The sequence below is a fragment of the Cupriavidus sp. HY129 genome (assembly GCF_059492215.1).
This window is the reverse complement of the sequence record NZ_CP083255.1, coordinates 1,851,975-1,869,935: the sequence shown is the minus strand read 5'-3', so window position 1 is coordinate 1,869,935 and position 17,961 is coordinate 1,851,975. Positions and strand designations below refer to the sequence as shown.

The window sequence follows — 17,961 nt, the reverse complement described above, 5'->3', positions numbered from 1 at the left end:
CATGGGTATCGATCTCTCTCTGCTCTGGATTCTGATCATCTTTTTCGGCGTGATGATGTACGTCGTGATGGACGGCTTCGATCTCGGCATCGGCATCCTGTTTCCGTTCGTGCCCGCCCGGCATGACCGCGATGTGATGATGAACACGGTGGCGCCCGTCTGGGACGGCAACGAGACCTGGCTGGTGCTGGGCGGCGCGGGCCTGCTGGCTGCGTTCCCGCTGGCCTACTCCGTGGTCCTGTCCGCGCTCTACCTGCCGATCGTCCTGATGCTGCTGGGGCTGATCTTTCGTGGTGTGGCGTTCGAATTCCGCTTCAAGGCCAACGACCGCGAACGCCCGGTATGGGATCTGTCGTTCATGGGCGGATCACTGGTGGCCGCGTTCTTCCAGGGGGTGGCGCTGGGGGCCTACGTCGATGGCCTGCCCGTCAAGGACGGCGCCTTCGTGGGCAGTTCCATGGGCTGGCTCGCCCCGTTCCCGCTGTTCTGCGGCGTCGGCGTGGTCGTCGCCTACACGCTGCTGGGTGGCACGTGGCTGATCCTGAAGACCGAGGGCCTGCTGCACGACCGGATGAAAGCCCTGACGTCCCGGCTGGTGTGGGCGCTGCTCGCGATCATCGCGGTCATCAGCATCTGGACGCCGATTGCCCAGCCACGCATCGCCGAACGCTGGTTCAGCCTGCCCAACCTCTTCTGGTTCGCGCCGGTCCCCCTGCTTGTGCTGCTGTGCGCCGTGCTCCTGCTGCGTGCGTTGCGCCGAGACACCCATGCGCAACCGTTCCTCTTCACGCTCGGGCTGGTTTTCCTGGGATACAGCGGCCTGGCCATCAGCGTGTGGCCCAACATCGTGCCGCCATCGATCTCGATCTGGGCCGCCGCCGCGCCGCCGCAAAGCCAGGGCTTCGCGCTGGTCGGCGCGCTGTTCGTGATTCCGTTCATCCTGATGTACACGGTGTGGTCCTACTACGTGTTCCGCGGCAAGGTCCGCGTCGGCGATGGCTACCACTAGGAGACCCGACATGTCGCACTTACCTGACTGGGCGCGCAGGACTGGCTGGCTTCTGCTCATCTGGACCTGCAGCGTGGCCGGGCTGGGCGTGGCGGCCCTGGTGCTCCGCCTGCTCATGCAGATGGCTGGCATGCATCGGTAACCGGCTTCTATAGTTGTTCCGGCATTCAGGATCCGAATTCGCGGACCGGATGCGAGCGCGGCTCGCCCCCGCCGAAGGGCCGCGCGCGTCGAAGACCTCGGTGACCAGCAAGACCGTAGACAGACAGGAGTCGCATCATGAGCAACAAGCCCACCATCATTCTGGTACATGGGTTCTGGGGAGGCGCCGCCCACTGGGGCAAAGTCATCGTCGAGCTTGCACGCAAAGGGCATACGTCCCTTCACGCCGTCGAGATGCCGCTGACCTCGCTGGCCGACGATGCCGAACGTACCCGAAAGATGATTGCGCAGCAGGCGGGCCCCGTGCTGCTGGTGGGCCACTCGTACGGTGGCGCCGTGATCACACAGGCGGGCAATCAGCCGAATGTGGTGGGGCTCGTCTATATCGCGGCATTCGCCCCGGATGCCGGAGAAAGTCCCGGCGGCATCACACAGCAGTGCCTGCCGGCTGCAGCGCCCAACCTTGCGCCCGACAACGACGGGTATCTGTGGCTGAAGGCTGACAAGTTTCATGAGAGCTTCTGCCAGGATCTGTCCGCCGACGAGGCCCTAGTCATGGCCGTCACCCAGAAGGCGCCCGTTGCCAGCACCTTTGGCGACACCATCGCCGTGCCGGCTTGGAAGACCAAGCCATCGTGGTACCAGATCTCCAGCGAAGACAGAATGATTGCGCCGGCCAACCAGACCATGATGTCCGCCCGGCTCAACGCCAGGAAGGTCATCACGCTGGACGCCAGCCACGCATCGCTGGCCTCCCGGCCCGCGGAGATCGCAGCGTTCATCGACGAGGCCGCTGCCACGGCGAGCCAGGGCTGATGCCTCGTCATGTCGCGGCGCGCGGCTTGAGGAGCTCGCCCGCCATGACCCTTGGGATGGCTACAATGCAGTACGGCAGACACTGACCCGCGCACGCCAGTTGCCGGATAGCGTCCCAACCACCTCAGGGAGACGAAACTCATGAAACACGAATCCACGTCCGTTCCTGCTTCGCTGCGCGCGCTCGCGCTGTCTCTCGGCTGCCTGCTGGCCGCGCCGGCCATCGCCAAGCTCCCGCCGCCAACGCCGGAACAACAGCAGGCCGCCGAAGCCAGGAAGGCCAAGGAGGCTCAGGACGCCAAGGCTCAGGCCGACGCGCTGGCCAAGGTCCAGGATCAGATCGCCGCGCGGTTCGGCAAGGGGTCCGACGCAGCGGCCAAACCCGCCGAGGCGCAAGCACGGTGACGCGGGGCCCCCGAGGGGGAAAGCGGACGGGGACGGGACGGGGCCCCAACGCGCGCGGGCGCCGTCAGCGGCGCCTTACTCGAAAGGCTTCGGCTTCGGCGTCTTGTCGCTCGACGGCGGCAGCATAGGCAGCACGATCTTCGGCTGATCGCCGGTCAGCGTCTTCAGGAACGCCACGATATCGGCGTTCTCTTCCGGCGTGAACTTGCGCGCCAGTTGCAGGCGCCCCATCGTATCCACCGCCTGACTCAGCGTGGCCGCCTCGCCATCGTGGAAGTACGGATAAGTCAGCGCAACATTACGCAGGGTCGGCACCTTGAAATTGAACCGGTCAGCGTCCTTGCCCGTCACGCCTGCCCGGCCCTCCGACGGATTCCTGGTCTTGTACGGCTCCACGAGACCCATCTTCTGGAACGAGTTGCCGCCGATGTTCTGGCCGTTGTGGCAGGCAACGCAGCCAGAGCCCTTGAACAACTGGTAGCCGCGCAACTCCTGCGCGTTGATGGCCTTCTTGTCACCCTTCAGCCATTTGTCGAAGCGCGCGTTCGGCGTGACCAGCGTTTCCTCGAACGCGGCAATGGCCAGTGTGATTTCGGATATCGTCAGCTTGTCCGACTTGAAGACCTTGCGGAACTCATCGACGTACCCGGGGATGGATCGGAGCGTGTCGACCGCCAACTCGTGCGTGAAGGCCATCTCGATTGGGTTGGCAATCGGCCCGCGCGCCTGCTCTGGCAAATCCTTCGCGCGGCCATCCCAGAACTGCACGAAATTCAGGCTGGAATTCAGGACGGTCGGCGAATTGATGCCGCCCTGCTTCCACTTGTCGCCGATGGACGTCTTGAGGTTATCCGAGCCACCCATGCTGAGGTTGTGGCACGAGTTGCACGAGATAAAGCCAGAGCGTGAAAGACGAGGATCGAACCAGAGCTTTTCGCCCAGCGCCACGCGTTCCGGGTGCTGGACCTTGGCAGGCGCAATGGGCTGGATAGGTTCGGCTTGCGGCTCGGCGGCGTGCGCACTGGATACGGCGGCGGCAAACAGCACCGTCATGAACGTCGCCGTCGAAAACGTCGACAGGACTCTGCTTCGGCTGGATTTCATGGGGACTCCGTCTTGTGGGTCGGACCGCGCAGCGCGGTCCGCAAGCCGGATTAGGCACTTATGGTTCCATCCAGGTGTTGATAGCTATCAACCGCTTTGGAGGATGAAACGAACGGGTACGACACATATCAAATCGGGCTCGATTTCGTCCCGATGCGCCGCAGCCAGCCGGACATGCCCATCGTCGCCGAACGATTGGCATACCCGGCTGGCCCGTCACCCATAGTGCGGCGTCAGCAGTACATCAACGGCGCGTCAGTCCAGGGTGATGCCCTCGCGCTGAATCACCACTGCCCAGTTGGCATCTTCCTTCTCGATGCGCTTGGCAAAGTTCGCCGGGTCGATCATGACGACTTCACCCTGCTGACTCAGGACAGACTTTGCACGGGCATCGTTGGCCAGACCCTTGGTGATCTCATACAGCTTCTGCACGATCTGCGGCGGCGTGCCGGCCGGCGCCAGCATGCCGAGCCAGAAGCTGACATCGAACGGCTTGACACCGGCTTCCTCCAGCGACGGCACGTCTGGCAACTGCGGCATCCGCTTGGGCGACGTCACTGCAAGCGGCTTCAGCTTGCCAGCCTTGATCTGCGGCAGCCCGTTCCACGCGTCGAAGGCAGTCTCCAGTTCACCGCTGATCACAGCCATCTCCGCCTGCGAGGCCGATTTGTACGGCACGTGCGTGGTCTGGATCTTCTCGCGGTTGTTCAGCATGGCGAAGCTCAGATGCGCGATGTTGCCCGGCCCCGCCGAGCCATAGCTGAGCTTGCCCGGATTGCGCGTGGCGTAGCGAACCAGATCGCCAACCGAGCCGATACTGTTCTTCTTTGCCCACTCGGGGTTCGCCACCAGCACGAACGGCGCCTCCACTACCAGCGCGACCGGCGCCAGATCCTTGGGCTTGTAGTTGCTCCGCTTGTACACCTGCGGGTTGATGGTGATGCTGCTCGAGTTCGTGACCAGCAGCGTATAACCGTCCGCGGGCGACTTGGCGACTTCGGCAACGCCGATCAGGCCGTTCGCGCCCGGCTTGTTCTCGACGATGACGGGCTGCCCCAGCGACTTGCTGAGCTGCTCCGACAGCACGCGCGCGACGGTATCGGTGGTGGACCCTGCCGGGAACGGCACGACGATCCGGATCGGCTTGTTGGGCCAGTTGGCCGTCTGTGTGGCCGTCTGCGCGCCAGCCGGCGCCGCCATCGTCCCTGCCATGACGGCCAGCGCCGCTGCCACCAGCTTCATCCCGCCCTTGATGGCGCGGCGGCGTGCGGTGATTTCGCGTTCTTTCATGTGTGTCTCCTTGTCGTTCTCGATGTCGTTCTCGGTGGTCCTGCTGAGTTCCTGCGTCATGCGCGCCCCTTCGATACCTTGGGCTGCGCGGTTTTCCCTGTCACGCCGATACGCTCCAGTTCCGCGATCTGAGCCGGGCCGAGCGCGAGCACGCGCGCCAGCACCGATTCGGTGTGCTCTCCAAGCGTTGGGGCGGCGTATCGGATTGCCTGCGGCTCGCTGCCCGCGCGGAACCAGGCGGTCGTGGCCCGGTACGGCCCGCTATGGGCACGGTCAATGTCGCGCCAGAATCCGCGTACGTGCAGATGGGCATCCTGAAGTACCTGCGACATGGGACGCACCACGCCCGCCGGGATACCGGCCTGCTGCAGCGTCTGCATCGCTGCCTCCGGATCGCGGCCCGCGCACCAGGCGCTGATTGCCGCGTCGATCTCATTCCCCCGCGCGCGTCGGCCAGACACGCTGGCGAGGTGCGCGTCAGCGGCGAGATCGTCCCGCCCAATGACGCGACAAAGGGCGGGCCAGTGCGCGTCCGTTGCGGACAGGACGACCCACGCATCGTCCCCGTCGCAGCGGAAGCACCCGTGCGGAAACAGCATCGGATGACGATTACCCTGTCGCGGCGATACCGCTCCGGAGATCGACTGCTCGATCATGAACGGCGCGGCCATCGGCAGCATGGCCTCCACCTGCGACAGGTTGACGTGCCGCCCCTCGCCCGTGGTCTGCTGCGCGAACAGCGCCAGCAGCATCGCCGCACCCGCGTTCAGCCCGCCAATCGGGTCGCCGTAGGCATAGGAGGTCATGGCGGGCGGCCCATCCGGGTGCCCGGTGTAGAGCGGCAGCCCGCTGGCCTGTTCGAGCGTGCCGCCGTAGGCCCGGGTATTGCTCCACGCGTTGCCGAGCCCGAAGGCCGGCATCGACACCATGACCAACCGCTTGTTCCGGGCGCGCAAGGCCTCGTAGTCAAGCCCGAGCTTCGGCAACACCTCCGCCGAGTAGTTCTCGATGACGGCGTCCGCGCCCTCCACCAGTTCGAGCAACAGCCGCTTGCCCTCCTCGCGCGTCAGGTCGAGCGTGATGCCCTGCTTGTTGCGGTTCATCAGGTTGAAGTTCGAGTTCTTCTCGTACAACCGCTCCCGATAGAACTCCTCGGTGAAGTTCGCGCCGCGCCACCAGTCGGGGTAGCTCGTGCTCTCGACCTTGATGACCTCGGCGCCGAAATCGGCCAGCGTGCGCGATGCAAGCGGCCCGGCCCAGCCCATCGTCAGGTCGATGACACGGATGCCTTCCAGCGGACCCTTGGCCGTGGTGGCGCGCTGAAGCTGGCGCAGCGGTCGATGATCGAGACCCGACGCGCGATAGAACGCATCGTCCGCGCCCTTCAGCGGCGCGTCGCCACCGGCCAGCGGACCCGCTGCGTCGAGCCGGAGTGGCACCACGGGACCTTCGAACGTCGTCCCGCCGATTCGCACCGGCACGAACGCCCCACGTTCCCGGTGCACCGCCTGGCCGAGCAGTTCCTGCATCGTTGGCACCAGCACGGTGGGATGCTTCATGTCCCCGAGCAGCTCGAACCACGCCTGCGCTGTGCGCGTGCGGAACGCCGGGATCAGGATGGCGTCGATCTCGTCGGCCCGGTTCATGCGCTCCTGGCCGTTCGCGAAACGCGGGTCGCGGGCCAGTTTGGGCCGTCCGATGGCTTCGCACAGCGCCGTCCACTGTGGCAGCGTGTGCGTGAAGATGCCGATCCAGCCCGATGCGGTCTCGTAGATACCGGCCGGATGCGTGCCGCAGAAACGGTTGACGCCCAGACGGCGCAGCGGGTGCCGCTTGTCGGGCACCATGCCGGCTTCCATCTCGACCACGCTGAACACCGCTTCATGCAGGCTCAGCACATAGCGACGGCTGCCTTGCGCACCGCCGATCAGGGCGGCCACCGCAGCCGAGTACGCCATCAGCCCACCCACGATCGCGGTCTGCACGTCGTGCGGCATGTGCGGCGGCCCGTCCACCGGACCGCTTCCGTGCACGGCGCCAGCCAGGCAGCGGCACACGGCTTCCGAACCCGCGAACTCGCTATATGGTCCGCTTTCGCCGAACCACGTGAGCGCGACCTCGATTGGCTCGTGCCCCCCGTTGCCCTCTGCGTCTGCGGCCGCGGCCCAGACGGGTGCGGACAGCACACCCACGCCTTCGGTCAGCGCGCGGGCATCGAGAACAACGTCGCAGGTTCTTGCCAGCCGGGCAAGCCACGCGCGGTCACCGGCATCTGCCGGATCAGCCGTCACGCTGCGCTTGTTGGTGTTGAGCCAGGCGAAGAGCGCGCTTTCCGGCTGCGCTTCGGCACTGGAAACCAGCGGCGGCATCTGCCGCCAGACATCGCCCTCCGGGCGCTCGACCTTGATGACTTCGGCGCCGAAATCGGCGAACAACTTGCCCGCGTACGCAAGCGCCGGACCCGTGCCGACCTCGAGTACACGCAGCCCGCCCAGCGCAAGCCGCGCCGGGGTAGCAGCATCCTTCATCTTGAAACCCTCGTGTGTAGACGTGGATCGGGCCTGCCGAACAGTGCCCGCGTTTCACTCATCACAGTGACGATCACCACGCTCACCATGCATCGACGAACGACTGGCGCGCCCTGCGGCTGCGAACATCAGCCGAGGCGATGCCCTGGGCGATCCATTTGCGCGTCTCGGCCGGGTCGATCACGGCATCGATCTCCACCGCTGCGGCCGTGTTGATCGCGTGGCCGCGCTCGTAGGACTGCGCCACCAGCTTGTCGAACAGCGCCTTGCGCTCCGGGCCATCGGGCACCGCTTCAAGTTCCTTCTTGAAGCCGAGCCTGACCGCACCCTCCAGCCCCATCGGACCGAATTCGCCGGTGGGCCACGAGATCGTGAAGTTTGCCGAGCGGAAGCCACCGCCTGCCATCGCCATCGCGCCGAGGCCGTAGCCCTTGCGCAGCGTGACGGCCAGCAGCGCTACGCGCAGCTTGGCGGCAGCCAGGAACATCCGCGACACGTGACGCACCTGGGCCTGGGCCTCGATCTCGGGTCCGACCATGAATCCCGGGGTATCGATCAGCGAGATGATCGGCAAGCCATGCGCATCGCAGAGTTGCATGAAGCGCGTTGCCTTGTCCGCGGCATCTGCGTCGATCGCGCCACCAAGGTGATACGGGTTGTTGGCCATGATGCCGACCGGCTGCCCCTCCACACGGGCCAGCGCGGTGTGAATGCCCGCGCCAAACCCGCCGCGCAGCATCAGCACGCTGCCGACGTCGGCGATGCCTTCGATGGCCTTGCGGGTGTCGTACACGCGCAGGCGGTTCTCGGGCACGACCTGGCGCAACGCCAGCGCGTCAGGCGCGCTCCAGTGCGCCACGCGGCCCTGGAACATCGACAGATAGTGCTTGGCGACCACCACCGCCTCGGCCTCGTTCTCGACCAGCACGTCGACCACGCCATTGGCGAACTGCACCGACGCGGGACCCACGTCTTCCGGACGGAAGATGCCAAGGCCACCGCCCTCGATCATGGCCGGCCCGGCCATGCCGATGTTCGCCGAGCGATCGGCGATGATCACGTCGCAGCAGCCCAGGAACGCGGCATTGCCGGCAAAGCAACGGCCCGACACGATGCCGACCACCGGCACGTGTCCGCTGAGTTCGGCGAACGCCGCGAACGACGGCTGATACAGGCCGGAGACGGACGGGAAATCCACGTCACCAGGCCGCCCGCCGCCACCCTCGGCAAACAGCACGAGTGGCAGTTCATCACGGAGCGCCACCTCGACGATACGGTCCGTCTTGATGTGATTGCGCTTGCCCTGCGTGCCGGCCAGCACCGTGGCGTCGTACGCCATCACCGCGCTGCGTGCCCGCTCCTTCGCTACCAGCTCGCGGTTGATCTCGCCGATACCGGTGATCAAGCCATCCGCGGGCGTGTTGACGATCAGGTCTTCCTTGCTGCGGCGGGATGCCTGCGCGGCCAGCGCGAGCGCGCCATATTCCACGAAGGAGTCGCCATCGCACAGGTCGGCGATGTTCTCCCGCGCCGTGCGCTGCCCGCGCGAACGGCGTTTGGCGACGGCATCGGGACGCGCCGCGTCATACAGATAGGCGTGCCGGTCCAGCACACGCTGCAGATCCGCTCGGATCGCATTCGGATCGACATTCCGCGCGGCATCCACGGCCACGCCGTCGGCCTCTGCCTGCTCGAGCACGATCAGCATGTGGCCTTCGGACACCAGCGCACCCTTCTCCGGGCGCAGATCGACCACACGGCCCGCGCACGGCGCGACAATCGCGTGCTCCATCTTCATCGCATCGAGCACGGCCACCGTCTGCCCCGGCTTGACGATCTCGTCCAGTTGCACCGGGATGTCGACCACGCGGCCAGTCAGCGGCGCGCGAATCGCCACGAGCCCTTCTTCCAGTTCCTCTTCGGCCTCCGGTGCGCGGGTCGCGTGGCTCGCGTGCGCGGGCATTGCATGGGATGCGCCGCCGAAACGCGCGTCCTGCGCCCGCTCGGCTTCGGCGATGGTTTCCGCCGACGCCATCAACGCCGGCAGGATCGACTCGAAAAGCCGCGTGTGGACGTCCTGCGTCAGGAAGTCCTCGCGCTGGGCAAGCGCCCGCAGCAGGTTGAGGTTGGTCGGCACGCCAACAATGCGGAATTCCGCGAGGCTGCGCTGCAGCCGGCGCACGGCAGCTTCGAACCCGGGTGCGGCGCTGCTCACGATCAGCTTGGCCAGCAGGGTGTCGAAGCTCGGCGACGGCTCGTAGCCAGCGTACCCGTGGGAGTCCACCCGTACATCAGGACCGGCGGGCGGCTCGAAACGCTCCAGACGGCCAAATGCTGGACGCGCCAGCCCTTGCGCATCGGTCATTTCGGCATTGACGCGCACCTGGATCGCATAGCCCCGGGGTTGCGGCGGCGAAGCCGGATCGAGTCCAAGCTCGGCAAGCGTCCGCCCCGAGGCCAGCCCGATCTGCAGCGCCACGAGATCCACGCCGGTCACCTGCTCGGTGATGGTGTGCTCCACCTGCAGCCGGGGATTGGCTTCGATAAAGACGAAGCGCTTCTGCTCGCCCGACTCGCTTTCCTCGACCAGAAATTCGAACGTGCCCAGGCTCTGGTAGTTGACGCGACGCGCCAGCCGCAGCGCGGCCTTGATAATCTCCGCGCGCAGCTCCGGCTTGAGCACCGGGCTCGGGGCAATCTCCACCAGTTTCTGGAAACGGCGCTGCAGCGTGCAGTCCCGCTCGCCGAGCGCGATAACGTGCTGGCCGTCGCCAGCGATCTGCACTTCGATATGGCGTGCCCGGCTGACCAGCCGCTCGGCGTACAGCGCATCGACGCCAAACGCGGAACTGGCCTCGGACCGGCAGCGCGCATAAGCCTCCGCCAGATCCTCGCGTCTGCGCACCACGCGCATACCGCGCCCGCCGCCACCGCCAACCGCCTTGATGACGATGCCGGCGTCGCCCTGGGCATCGAAGAAGCGTTCGATCTCCTCCAGAGACGCGCCGCCATGCGTGGCGGGCATGACCGGCACGTCGCACTCGGCCGCCAGTTGCAGCGCGCGGCCCTTGTCGCCAAACAGAGCGAGATGCTCGACCGTCGGTCCGACGAACCGGATGCCGGCATCGATGCACGCCTGCGCAAAATCGGCCCGCTCACTCAGAAAACCGTAGCCCGGGTGTACGGCATCGCTGCCCGATGCCTTCGCGACAGCGATGATTCCCGCGATGTCGATGTACGCAGCCGGGCCTGCACCGTCCAGCGCAATGGCCTCGTCGGCCAGCATCCGATGCCGGCAGCCCGCGTCGTCCTGCGAGTACACCGCGACGGTGCCGATATCCAGGTCGCGTGCGGCGCGCTGGACGCGCAATGCGATCTCTCCGCGGTTGGCGATCAACAGCTTCTTCAATTCAGTCTCCTCGTTTCTGCTTCTGTCTTGGGAATTCAGTTCGTACGTCAATCAGGGCCGGATGCCGAACCGGCTCACGCCTGCCTCGCGCAGCGGCGCCGCCAGATTGGCGAACTCGCACAGCAGCGCACGTGTTTCACGCGGATCGATGATGTCTTCGATGACAAAGGCCTCCGCGCTGCGGAACGGCGAGGTCAGGCTGCGCACGCGCAACATGATCTCGGCGCGTTTCTGCACCGGGTCGTCCGCCCCTTCGATCTCGGACTTGTAGGCAACTTCCAGCCCGCCTTCGATCGGCACCTCGCCCCAGTTGGCTGATGGCCAGGCGTAGCGGAAATTGAAGCGCCCCATGTGCTGATGCGCGGCGGCCGCCACGCCATACGCGCGGCGCAGGATGATCGAGCACCACGGCACGGTGGCCTGATAGACCGCCGCCAGCGCGCGTACACCGCGCCGTGTGGTACCGGCTCGCTCAGCGTCCAGGCCGGACTGGAATCCGGGGGTGTCCACCAGATTCACCACGGGCAGGTGGAACGCCTGGGCCAGATCGACAATGCGCGTAAATTTCTCGGCGGTATCGCTATCCCAACTGCCACCCTGCACGCGCGGATCGCTGGCAACCACCGCCACCGGCCAGCCATCGAGCCGGGCCAGGCCCGTAACGATGGCGCAGCCCCAGTGCCTGCCGATCTCGAAGAAAGAGCCAGCGTCGACCAGCGCTTCCAGGATCGGACGGATCTCGTACGTCGCGCGGCCATCGCGCGGGATGGCGGCCAGCAGCCATTCATCACGACGGGCGGGGTTGTCTGCCGGTGTCACGCGCGGCGGCAGTTCGTGCACCGATGCCGGCAGGTAGGACAGGAAATCACGCGCCCGCGCGAACGCCTCCTGCTCGGTGGCCACCTCGTCATCGACCACGCCATTGCGGCTGTGGATGTGACTGCCACCCAGTTCGTTCTTCGTCAGCCCCTGCTCATTGGGCGCCGCCGCTGGCGGGCCGGCATAAAAGAGCTGCGACGTCTCGCGGACCATCACCGAGTAGTGGCTGGCTGCCACGCGCGCCGCGCCCATGCCCGCCACCGACCCCAGTGCAAGCGACACTACGGGCACCACGGCCATGTTCTCGACCACGTGCTCCCACACCTTCATGGTGGGGATCAGCGTATGGCCCTTGATCTCGACATTGCGCACCGAGCCGCCACCGCCCGTGCCATCGACCAGCCGCACCATCGGCAGGCGCAGGTCATGGGCCATCTTCTCCGCGTGAATCAGCTTGTCACCCACCGCGCCGTCATTGGCGCCACCACGCACGGTGAAGTCGTCGCCCACGAGCACCACCGGGCGCCCGCCGACATTCGCCCGGCCCATCACCAGGTTGGACGGCACCAGGTCCACGAGCCGGCCGTTGCTGTCGTAGCGGCCGCTGCCGCTCAGTCCGCCAACCTCCCGGAACGTACCGGGATCGGCGATACCGGCAATCCGCTCCCGCACGGAAAGCTTGCCGGCCGCCTTATGGCGCGCCACCTTTTCCTCACCGCCCATGCGGGCGGCCAGTCGCCTCCGGTAGGCAAGTTCATCAATCTCTGGTTGCCAGGTCACGGCGTGTTTCCTCTTTGGCGGCGTATGCATTGACTCCACTAGCGCACGATCCATGCCACCCCGAAGACACTCGCCAGCACCATGATTTCATTGAGGATTTTCTCAGTCGCCACTATCATGTCCGCCATAACGACAGTTCGTGTCCTCAACGAGGACACACATGGAGACAGGCAGTGTCCTCAGAGAACACACAGCGTCCGGCCACCGAAGCCGTCGCGCTCGGCGCACTGGTGCTATCCCGCGACGGCGGCCGGGTGGCCGCTGTCGGCGTGTGCGCCGACAGCAACATCGCGGATGCGGCCGAGCAGGCATGGGCGCAGTCGGCGGACCGGGAAACCGGGCGGCGGCTCTTCCCCGTCGAGACGGGCCTCCACCGCTACATCGGCCTGTGCCAGGAAGACGACCAGCATCGACTGATCCTTCTGCATCGCGCGGACGCGAGCACGGCGCTGTTCGATTTCCTGGGCTCGGTGCCGTTCGCTGGTGCGATCCTCGACCACTTCCTGACCAGCCCATACGAAGCCATCGTCGTGGCGGACCACGCCGGACAGGTGCGCTACGTCAGCCCGGTCCACGAGAAATTCCTTGGCCTGAACACCGGCGAAGGCATTGGGCGCCCGGCCGCGAACGTCATCCCGAATTCGCGGCTGCCCCAGGTAGCGGCCAGCGGCAAGGCCGAAATCGGGCAACTGCAGCAGATGAACGGCGTGACACGCGTGGTCAACCGCATCCCTATCCGCGAGGCCGGCGAAGTGGTTGGCGCCATCGGGCAGATCATGTTCAAGGGACCGGAAGCCATTGCGCGAATGCACGAAGAACTGTCCGAGCTGCGCTCTCAAGTCGTGCGTTACCGGCGCGAACTGGATGGCCTGCGTGAAAGTCCATCGCCATACGGCTTGATCGGGGAAAGCGCGCCGATGCAGCGGCTGCGCCGCGAGATCGAGACCGTGGCACGCCTGGATGTGCCAGTGCTGATCCTGGGCGAAAGCGGCACCGGCAAGGAACTGGTGGCCCGCGCCATTCACGCCGCAGGCAGCGAGCCCGCACGCGAACGGCCGCTGGTCAGCCTGAACCTGGCCGCCCTGCCCGCCACGCTGATCGAATCGGAACTGTTCGGCCATGTGCCAGGTGCCTTCACGGGGAGCCAGCGCAAGGGACAGGCCGGGAAGCTGGAGATTGCAGCTGGCGGCACGGTGTTTCTCGATGAAGTGGCCGACGTGCCGATGGAGGTACAGGTCAAGCTGCTGCGCGTGCTGGAGGACCACATGGTCGAGCGGCTGGGCAGCCATCGCCCGGAACGGGTGGATTTCCGCCTGATCTCCGCGACCAACCGCGATATACCCGCGCTGATCGATGCCGGGCGTTTCCGCCTCGACCTCTACTACCGGCTGAGCGGCGTGGTGTTGCGTATTCCTTCACTGCGCCAGCGGCGCGAGGACATTCCCGCGCTGCTGCATCACTTCGTCAACGCGTTCTGCCAGCGTAACAACATCCCCGCCCCCGCGATCGACCAGGACGTGGCCCGGCATATCGCCAGCCAGCCGTGGCCCGGCAATGTGCGCCAGTTGCGGCAACGCATCGAGGAAGCACTGGTGTTCTGCGATGGCCGCACGCTGCGCGTGACGGACTTCTCGCGCGGGGAATCAGCAATCGTGCCGGTGGCCGCCAGTGCCCAGCCGGATGAGGCACCGCTGCCGCCAGGTGCGGGGAACAGTGCGCAGAGCAGTGCGGGGATCGAACCGCCAGTGTCCTACGCATCGTCGCTGCCTGCAGCCCCGCCATCCGGCGCGTTGTCCGCCGGCATGAGCGAACTCGCCTATGCGGCGGTACTTGAGGCCATTGCTCGCCATGGTGGGAACAAGAAGCGCGCCGCCGAGCAACTGCGGATCTCGCGCTCCCACCTGTACAAGATTCTGGAGCGCGGGCCGGGTGGCTAACCCGGCCCGCCACGCCAGTCACACCACGCCATTCACACTACATTGATCACGACATCGATATTGCCGCGCGTGGCCTTCGAGTACGGGCAACGCTGATGCGCATCCTCGGCCAGCGCCTGGGCGGTGGCCCGGTCGAACCCCGGCAGGCTCACGTTGAGCCGTGCCTGCAGGAAAAACTGATCGCCAGCCATGCCCAGATCGACTTCCGCATCGACGGCCACGCCAGCGGGCAGCGCAATCTTCCGCGCCTGTGCCGCTTTGCCGAGCGCGCCGATAAAGCAAGCCGACCAGCCGGCCGCGAACAGTTGCTCGGGGTTGGTGCCGTGGCCTGCCGCGCCCGGGGGCGTCAGGCGGATATCGAGTCTGCCGTCGTCGCTGCGTGCAGCGCCGTCACGGCCGCCGGTAGTGTGGGTCTTGCCGGTGTAGAGGACTTTGTCGATCTTGGTCATGCTGGGCTCCTGGTATCGGATGAACGTTCTGACCCGGACTGCTGCCGGGCCATATAGGTAGATGTCGAAGGTGCCGCCTTCACGGTTTGCGATGCGTGCCGTGCTGCGTACAGGAGCATTTAAGCGGGTGGATGTATCAGCGCCGTAGCCAAAATCGGCCGGTTTCGTGTGCGCGCGTATCGGCATGGGATGCCGATACAGAGAGATACAAAACAGTGTGGCGGGAGAGCGGGAGAGCGGGAGAGCGGGAGAGCGGGAGAGCGGGAGAGCGGGAGGGAGTGTGAGCGGTGAAACGGCGCGGCAATGGCCGCACCGTCACCAGTCGCGTCAGTGACGCGCGGCAGGCTGCGCCGGGGCCGATGATGCAGGTGGCAACGTGAGCGTCGCCTGCAAGCCACCGCCTTCACGGTTGGACAGCACCAGATGCCCGCCCATGGCGCGCGCCAGTTGCTGCGCAATCGCCAAACCCAGCCCGGTGCCGCCGGTACCCCGGTTGCGCGACGTCTCGACGCGGTAGAACGGCTGCATGACCCGTTCGAGATCGGCCTCGGGAATGCCCGGCCCCCGGTCCTGCACCGCAATCGCCAGATTGCCGCCTGCCTCGCGCGAGACGGCGACACGCACCTCATTGCCGAACTTGAGCGCGTTGTCGATCAGGTTCGTCAGGATGCGCCGCAATGCCTGCGGCCGCGTCTCGATGGGCGCGCCGGCCTTGCCTTCCACCTCGATCGCCTGCCCGCCATCGCGATAGTCGAACGCAAGGCTGTCGAGGAAGGCATCGACGTCCACACGCACCGGCGTTTCCGAGCTGCCGTGCAATGTGCGCGCATAGGTCACGCCTTCGCGCACGAGTTGCTCCATCTCGCGCAGATCCTGAAGAAAGCGCTCCTGCGTGTCCGATGGCTCCATCAGGTCCAGGCGCAGCCGCATCCGCGTGATCGGGGTCTGCAGGTCGTGCGAAATGGCGGCGAGAATCTGCACCCGCTCGGCAAGGTACCCAGCAATGCGCTGCTGCATGGCGTTGAAAGCCGCCGCGGCATGTGCCACTTCCATCGGCCCTGATTCGGGAATCTGCTCGGCCTTGAGATCGGGACCGAGGTTTTCGGCCGCGCTGGCCAGTTGCTTCAGCGGGTGCGTCACCACCCGCACCGCGAGCCAGGCGCAAACGCCCAGCAATACAAGCTGCACCGCGAGCAATGCGGGCAGCCACATGGCCAGTGGCTTGGGCGCCGGGTGAATGTCGATGGTGAGCGGGCTGCCGTCACTCAGGTGGATATGCACCTGGAAGTGCTCCGCGTCGCCCGGCACGGCATTCGCGTGCACCGTGTAGCGGCCTTGCAGCGCATGCGTGATGGTGTCCACCGCCTGCCGCGACAGGGCCTCGCGCGGCGGCTCGTCACCGCTGACGCCTGCGTTGAGCTGGTAGCTGTAATTCTTGCGCTCGAGCTTGTCGAGCCAGCGCGGCCGCTCGGCCGCCGGCATCATGTCGAGAATCGACACGGAACTCGCCACATCCTGCTCCAGGTTCGAGAGCATCAGCCGATCGGCCGCGCCTTCGCGCTCTTTCAGCACGAGCGCGAAGGAAAGCCCCTGCGCCAACGCCAATCCGACCAGCAGGATCACCATCAGCCGGGCAAACAGGGAGCGCGGCCATGCGCGCAGCGCGCTCGCGTGAGTCACGTCCGCTCCTCGCGTACCTCGACGACCGCCGTGAACACATAGCCGCCATTGCGCACGGTCTTGATGTAACGCGCCTCGCGGGCGTCGTCGCGCAGCCGCTGGCGCAACCGGCTGACCATCAGGTCGATCGAACGGTCGAACAGTTCGGCGTCGCGCCCCTGCGTGAGATTCAATAGCTGGTCGCGGCTGAGCACACGCTGCGGGTTGTCGAGAAAGACCCGCAGCAGCCGGTATTCCGCGCCGCTCAGCGCCACCAGCACATCGTTCTCGTCGAGCAGATGGCGTGCCGTGGTATCGAGCCGCCAGTCACCGAATGCCAGCAGCGTGGCGGCCTCGGTGATCTGCAGGTTCGGCGGCAACATGCGCGTGCGCCGCAGCACGGAACGGATCCGCGCCAGCAGCTCGCGCGCGGCGAATGGCTTGACGAGGTAGTCGTCGGCGCCCATTTCCAGCCCGAGGATGCGATCGGCTTCCTCATTGCGGGCCGTCAGCATCAGTACGGGAGTGGTCTTGTGTGGCCCGGCGCGCAAGTCGCGGCACAGGGCCAGGCCGTCTTCGCCTGGCATCATCAGGTCCAGCACGATGAGGTCGACCGACCCCTTCTCCAGCGCAGTGCGCATTTCTCGCCCGTTCGCCGCAAGCGTGACACGCATTTCGTTGCGATCGAGATAGGTCGCAACAAGCTCACGGATCTCGCGGTCGTCATCGACGATCAGAATATGGTCAGGCCGGATCATTCCTGGCTCCCCTCGGTACAGTCGGCATTCATCCCCATGCCGCCCATTGTGCAGCGCCTTTGTGTAGCACTTTAGGCGACGCGTTGTATCGCTCTCTATCTGGAGCCGTCTTATACAGGAATCGTTGCAAATCTGCCGGCCGCCCGCGCCATGCTGATGGCTCAGGGGGCCGGCGTCGACGAGGCCCCGGGGATGCGCCTGCGGGCCTCCGTCGCTCAGGCATTGGCGCCGTCGAGGTACGGATCGATCGAGCGTGCCGGATCGGCGGACACACCGGTGCGATCCAGACCTGCCAGTGTGCGGGCACCGTCGAGGTACGGATCGACCGAGCGCGCCGGATCGGCGGATACGCCGGTGCGGTCCAGACCTGCCAGTGTGCGGGCACCGTCAAGGTACGGATCGACCGAGCGCGCCGGATCGGCGGATACGCCGGTGCGGTCCAGACCTGCCAGCGTGCGGGCACCGTCGGTGAAAGTGTCGACGTTGCGGGCGCCGTCGGTGTACGGGCTGCGCGGGTCCTGCACGCCGTGCGCGCCCTCGCTGTACACGTCACGCGCGTCTTGCACGGAACGGGCACCGTCCGTGAACGGGTCGCGCGCGCCGGCATGGGAAAGCCCTGCTGCCTGGGCGCCTGCGGCGGCAGCGGCCAGGGCGATCGCGAAAACAAAACGCTTGGTGGTGGTCGAGGTCATGATGATGCTCCTTGAAGTAGCGGGATCGGGTTGGTAACTGCGTGCCCCGGGATCGCTTCGTTGCGGTTCGCCGTGGGCCACGCAACGTATTCAAGGAGACCGATGTATCGCGCCCGTAGCGCAAACGTGGGGTTTCAGTGACCG

Annotated in this window: 14 protein-coding genes; 5 read left to right on the top strand and 9 right to left on the bottom strand. The window is 66.1% G+C overall.

The genetic code is table 11. The features are described 5' to 3' along the window. Window position 1 precedes the first annotated feature (1 nt). The 4 genes from cydB (at window position 2) to K6G35_RS24655 (ending at window position 2,392) form a co-directional block, all read left to right on the top strand. A complete protein-coding gene (cydB, locus tag K6G35_RS24670; RefSeq protein WP_495676487.1) occupies window positions 2-1,009 on the top strand; it encodes a cytochrome d ubiquinol oxidase subunit II in 1,008 nt (335 codons plus the stop codon). Between the two features lie 10 nt (window positions 1,010-1,019). Further along, window positions 1,020-1,151 carry a DUF2474 domain-containing protein gene (locus K6G35_RS24665; protein ID WP_008651019.1) on the top strand — a complete coding sequence of 44 codons (132 nt, stop codon included), beginning with the start codon at window positions 1,020-1,022 and terminating at the stop codon, window positions 1,149-1,151. A 137-nt stretch (window positions 1,152-1,288) separates the two neighbouring features. Further along, entirely contained in the window at window positions 1,289-1,987 is a 699-nt protein-coding gene (locus K6G35_RS24660; protein WP_495676486.1) for an alpha/beta hydrolase, read from the top strand. Between the two features lie 141 nt (window positions 1,988-2,128). Then, a complete protein-coding gene (locus K6G35_RS24655; protein WP_495676485.1) occupies window positions 2,129-2,392 on the top strand; it encodes a hypothetical protein in 264 nt (87 codons plus the stop codon). Between the two features lie 75 nt (window positions 2,393-2,467). Here the strand turns inward: K6G35_RS24655 and K6G35_RS24650 are convergent, their stop codons facing one another. The 5 genes from K6G35_RS24650 to K6G35_RS24630 form a co-directional block, all read right to left on the bottom strand. Continuing rightward, window positions 2,468-3,445, bottom strand: coding sequence for a cytochrome-c peroxidase (locus K6G35_RS24650; protein ID WP_008651016.1), 978 nt, complete (start codon window positions 3,443-3,445; stop codon window positions 2,468-2,470). Between the two features lie 306 nt (window positions 3,446-3,751). Further along, the gene (locus K6G35_RS24645) at window positions 3,752-4,786 is read right to left on the bottom strand and encodes a Bug family tripartite tricarboxylate transporter substrate binding protein (protein WP_051705494.1); all 1,035 of its coding nucleotides are present in this window, start codon (window positions 4,784-4,786) and stop codon (window positions 3,752-3,754) included. Window positions 4,787-4,842: 56 nt separating this feature from the next. After that, complete coding sequence (locus tag K6G35_RS24640; protein WP_495676484.1) at window positions 4,843-7,314, bottom strand: CoA transferase; 2,472 nt, start codon at window positions 7,312-7,314, stop codon at window positions 4,843-4,845. A gap of 82 nt (window positions 7,315-7,396) precedes the next feature. Next, complete coding sequence (locus tag K6G35_RS24635; RefSeq protein WP_495676483.1) at window positions 7,397-10,723, bottom strand: acetyl-CoA carboxylase family protein; 3,327 nt, start codon at window positions 10,721-10,723, stop codon at window positions 7,397-7,399. Between the two features lie 51 nt (window positions 10,724-10,774). After that, the gene (locus K6G35_RS24630; protein WP_495676482.1) at window positions 10,775-12,322 is read right to left on the bottom strand and encodes an acyl-CoA carboxylase subunit beta; all 1,548 of its coding nucleotides are present in this window, start codon (window positions 12,320-12,322) and stop codon (window positions 10,775-10,777) included. 173 nt (window positions 12,323-12,495) lie between these two features. Here K6G35_RS24630 and K6G35_RS24625 point away from each other — a divergent pair, with 173 nt between their 5' ends. Beyond that, window positions 12,496-14,259, top strand: coding sequence for a sigma-54 interaction domain-containing protein (locus tag K6G35_RS24625; RefSeq protein ID WP_495676481.1), 1,764 nt, complete (start codon window positions 12,496-12,498; stop codon window positions 14,257-14,259). 32 nt (window positions 14,260-14,291) lie between these two features. Here the strand turns inward: K6G35_RS24625 and K6G35_RS24620 are convergent, their stop codons facing one another. From K6G35_RS24620 to K6G35_RS24605, 4 genes are all read right to left on the bottom strand, one after another. Beyond that, window positions 14,292-14,708, bottom strand: a complete 417-nt coding sequence (locus K6G35_RS24620; protein WP_495676480.1) for an organic hydroperoxide resistance protein — start codon at window positions 14,706-14,708, stop codon at window positions 14,292-14,294. Window positions 14,709-15,035: 327 nt separating this feature from the next. Continuing rightward, window positions 15,036-16,334, bottom strand: a complete 1,299-nt coding sequence (locus tag K6G35_RS24615; RefSeq protein WP_186425922.1) for a sensor histidine kinase — start codon at window positions 16,332-16,334, stop codon at window positions 15,036-15,038. A 50-nt stretch (window positions 16,335-16,384) separates the two neighbouring features. Next, on the bottom strand, window positions 16,385-17,125 hold the full coding sequence (locus K6G35_RS24610; RefSeq protein ID WP_035883836.1) for a response regulator: 741 nt from the start codon (window positions 17,123-17,125) through the stop codon (window positions 16,385-16,387). 215 nt (window positions 17,126-17,340) lie between these two features. Beyond that, entirely contained in the window at window positions 17,341-17,817 is a 477-nt protein-coding gene (locus K6G35_RS24605; RefSeq protein WP_495676479.1) for a hydroxyquinol 1,2-dioxygenase, read from the bottom strand. Between the last annotated feature and the right edge of the window lie 144 nt (window positions 17,818-17,961).